Source organism: Caballeronia glebae (assembly GCF_001545035.1).
Taxonomy (GTDB): Bacteria; Pseudomonadota; Gammaproteobacteria; order Burkholderiales; family Burkholderiaceae; genus Caballeronia; species Caballeronia glebae.
The window spans coordinates 1-3,419 of record NZ_FCOJ02000137.1 but is presented as its reverse complement, the minus strand read 5'-3'; the positions used below and the strand labels follow the sequence as shown (position 1 = coordinate 3,419).

Annotated in this window: 6 protein-coding genes; 3 read left to right on the top strand and 3 right to left on the bottom strand. The window is 59.3% G+C overall.

The window, feature by feature from the left end; all coding sequences use genetic code 11:
* Positions 1-294: 294 nt before the first annotated feature.
* From AWB82_RS36295 to AWB82_RS36285, 3 genes are all read left to right on the top strand, one after another.
* A complete protein-coding gene (locus AWB82_RS36295; protein ID WP_086974057.1) occupies positions 295-1,185 on the top strand; it encodes a hypothetical protein in 891 nt (296 codons plus the stop codon).
* A 151-nt stretch (positions 1,186-1,336) separates the two neighbouring features.
* The gene (locus AWB82_RS38760) at positions 1,337-1,453 is read left to right on the top strand and encodes a LacI family DNA-binding transcriptional regulator (RefSeq protein WP_235023596.1); all 117 of its coding nucleotides are present in this window, start codon (positions 1,337-1,339) and stop codon (positions 1,451-1,453) included.
* Positions 1,454-1,595: 142 nt separating this feature from the next.
* A complete protein-coding gene (locus AWB82_RS36285; protein ID WP_086974056.1) occupies positions 1,596-1,895 on the top strand; it encodes a DUF4148 domain-containing protein in 300 nt (99 codons plus the stop codon).
* 159 nt (positions 1,896-2,054) lie between these two features.
* Here the strand turns inward: AWB82_RS36285 and AWB82_RS36280 are convergent, their stop codons facing one another.
* The 3 genes from AWB82_RS36280 to AWB82_RS36270 all read right to left on the bottom strand — a co-directional run.
* Positions 2,055-2,354, bottom strand: a complete 300-nt coding sequence (locus AWB82_RS36280; RefSeq protein WP_086974055.1) for a type II toxin-antitoxin system RelE/ParE family toxin — start codon at positions 2,352-2,354, stop codon at positions 2,055-2,057.
* Positions 2,351-2,608 carry a type II toxin-antitoxin system ParD family antitoxin gene (locus AWB82_RS36275; protein ID WP_086974054.1) on the bottom strand — a complete coding sequence of 86 codons (258 nt, stop codon included), beginning with the start codon at positions 2,606-2,608 and terminating at the stop codon, positions 2,351-2,353. The genes AWB82_RS36280 and AWB82_RS36275 overlap by 4 nt, the downstream gene beginning before the upstream one ends.
* Before the next feature lie 586 nt (positions 2,609-3,194).
* A partial coding sequence (locus tag AWB82_RS36270; protein WP_200818284.1) for a tyrosine-type recombinase/integrase occupies positions 3,195-3,419 on the bottom strand: 225 nt, incomplete at its 5' end.

Genomic DNA, 3,419 nt, shown 5'->3' with positions numbered 1-3,419 from the left:
CCACGAAGCCTTCATGAAAATCGCTTGCTGCATCATATGCTGGCGACACCTGCAAAAGTCATTCTGTTAACACCTCTAAGAGGCGCGCTATTGTGTCGCATGCCTCGTTCACGCGCGGGATGGGCCAACCATATGTGAGTCGGCGAACTTGGAGGCATCTCAATAATGCGTCGCTTTCCTTGACAGTCGACGGATCAACACAGCGTTGCGTGCAATGACGCATGGCAGCTTTTTTGACGCGGCGAAATCGCTTAGCCTGTACGCTCTTCCTGGACCTTCTTGAGCGCAACGACGATGCAGCAACTCGACATATTTGCCGACAGCCGGGACGTAGCAATGCGCAATGATGTGGTCGAGCAGTTGCAGCTTCGCGACGCCGCCGCAGCGAGAGCGGCGCTGACAGTGCTCGCGGCCGACTACGCGCGCGACAGTGCTCTGCCTGCAATGACGGTGCTTGTCCACGAACTCGAGAACGCATCAACGCTCGCCGTGACGGACCACACTGAGTTGGCTGTGATCTGCCGTCACTTCGAGCATGAGGTGTCGCACGCTGCTCAACAAGTACTGCCCGGGCAGTACGCTCAATCGTGGATGGCAACATGCTGGCGTGAACTTGCGCAGCGTGCCGCAGCGTTGCCGTACTGTGGCGTCGACCCTGACAGTCACGCGGCACCGCTGTGGCTTCGAGCAAGCGACTGGGCCGCGGCTAGCGAAGCGGTCGAAACGATTGCATCCTGGTGGCGCATTCCGTCGCCGCTTGCCTGGATGACCGAGGCGCGCTATCGTGCCGCCGGAATCGACGCCGCGTGGCCGCTATTTGCGGAATTGGCGTGGTTGGCGCCGGCCAAGGTCGCCGCGCTCTTCGACACCCTGAGGGACGCTTCACTCGACGCGCTGCGTCGACGCTTTGATGCAGAGTTCCCAGGCACTGGCGAGATTGAAGATTACGCGTGGTTCCCCGCGTGGCTGTTGATCAGCAAACCAGCAGTTGCAGGCAGGCTCGGCCAGGCGCGCGTGCAGCGCGACCTGCCGGCATCGCGTGCGACTGCCCTGCTGGGAGAGATTCTGCGTCGGGAACGTGAAGGCGAACAGCGCGGACTAATTGCCCTTCGTCAGGACATCCGCCGTCTGCATGCGGGCCTGTTTGACCTATACATGGCAACGCGGAACGTGCAGCACCGATGAGCTGCCTATGCTACCGAGCCTCGGACCACCGCGTCCCGATCGAAAACCGAATCACTGACTCGGAAATCTCGCTCCGGACGTTCGGCTGCGCGTGGAAGGCGAAGCGGACTCTGGCGTTTGGGCTTTCGGCATAGGCATTGGCTCACGGACCGTGCAGGACGCCGCGCGCCTTGCGAAGGTGTCCGCGGGTTCGGTATCGCGCGTGCTCAACGAGCTCAACGGACGCGACGAGGTCGCACCGGAAATCCGCGAGACGGTGACCGGTTGAGCATCGACCTAGGGTTATCCCGAATACAACAAGAATTTGTTGTTCAAACGCTCATTAATCGTAAGCGGGTACTTACCTATACTTGAGTCACTGAAACGCAAGCAGGGCTGTTTGCGAAAAACAAGACTCGGAGGTAAGCATCATGAAACTCGCAACTATCGTCGTCGCCGCTGCACTCGCTATTCCGGCGGTTTCTTCTTTCGCTCAAAGCCAGCCGCTGAGCCGCGCGCAAGTAAAGGCAGAACTGGTCCAGCTCGAACGCGCTGGATATAACCCGAGCACGGATCGCGTGACGTATCCGGCCGAGATCCAAGCTGCCGAAGCGAAGGTCGCGGCGCAGAACCGGCAAACGAGCTACGGCGGCGTGGCTGACACTGCGTCGGCTTCGGGCGGCCCGGCTCACACCGGCAATAGCATCGCGCCTGTCTATTTCGGTCACTAATCGACCGACAGAGCCACGAGGCTCCGACTTAAAAACAAGAGAACTGGCCGCTGTGGTGGCACCGCAGACGGCCAGTTTGCTTAATTGCACCTCCGCCACCGGCGTAGCCGATGGCTTGCCCAGCACTTAACTCGTTCTGGGCTCTTTTCGTGGGTGTGTCTAGGGGAAAAGGATAGCGGCGATGTCTCTGGCGCTATGCAGGACGTGAATGACGTCGATGCGCTCGGGTTGACCCGTGACGCGGTAGAAAATCTGGTAGCTGCCGTGAACCCGATGCCGCACGCCGCGATCTTCGTATCGAGGCACGAGCGGGTAGGCGAGGGGCATGTCTGCAAGGCTCATGCACTTGTCACGCATCTCAAGAACGAAGCTCAAGGCGCGGCGCGGATTGTCGCGGGCGATGTAGTCGCCGATGGCCTCAAGCTCGGCCTCGGCGGCCGGTAAAATGCGAACGATCATGCCTTGCCGTTCATCATCGCCTGATATTTAACTTCAAGCCGGTCGAACACTTCTTGGCCGGGTTGTCCTCGGCCAGCCTCTGAATCGGCGATGCCTCGCTCGATCACGGCATCCAACGCGGCAAGCTGCGTCTCGCGATCCTGAATCAATCGCACGCCTTCGCGCAGCACTTCACTCTTCGAGCCGTACCGTCCGGTTTCGACCAGCTTCGTAATGTATCCCTCGAGCTGTTGTCCAAGGTCTGCACTGATCATGGTTCTGCCCTCCAGGAAGTCACCCCCACAGTATAACCCTTAATAACTATTATCAAGCGGGGTCAGCACCGTCTGCTGCAAAGGAATGGTGGCAGACAGCGGCGCAGGAGGCCGGTGTCAATGGTTTTTGAAAAGCAGACCGCTCAGGAGAAGTTGGACGATACGGTTGTAGAAGTGCACCGGCTCCGCGATCGCCCGCGAACCTGCACCTTGCAAGGCTTAACGGAAAGCGTTCGCGCACTCCGTGCGCGATGTTGGCATTGATAAGGCAAGCAGCCGGATCGGCAAAGACGGTGACATCTGCTGTCGGCATTTGTCTCCAAAGACCAGATCCGCGATGACGGGCGGCCTTGAAGCGCGGCGCGGCAACCATCACAAGGCACATTGCTTGCCGCTTTTGCGGCGATTCCCGGCCCGTCAACGAAGTCGGGGCAAAGAGGAGGGCCGCGCTGCTCGCTAATCGGCCTTATGCGAAGCTTTCCATAAGGCCGATTATGCCAAGTCGTTGATTATGGAAAGTAGCAGGCCGGAACTCGCCCCGAGATCTGATGGAAAGCGGCAAGCAGGAATTCCGGTCTTTGCATAATCACAGCGCCTTCAGGAAGTTGAGCAGCGAGTCAGGTGCCCGATAGCGGGGGACTTTACTTCCGGGTTCTTGAAGCCTTGCAAGCGCACGTTCCTTCATGTTCAGATCGGCTTCGACGTAATGGTGCGTCGTGACAGGGCTCTCATGTCCGAGCCACAACGCGATTACGCTGATGTCGACGCCAGCCTGTAGCAGGTGCATGGCCGTGGTGTGTCGCCTATCTCT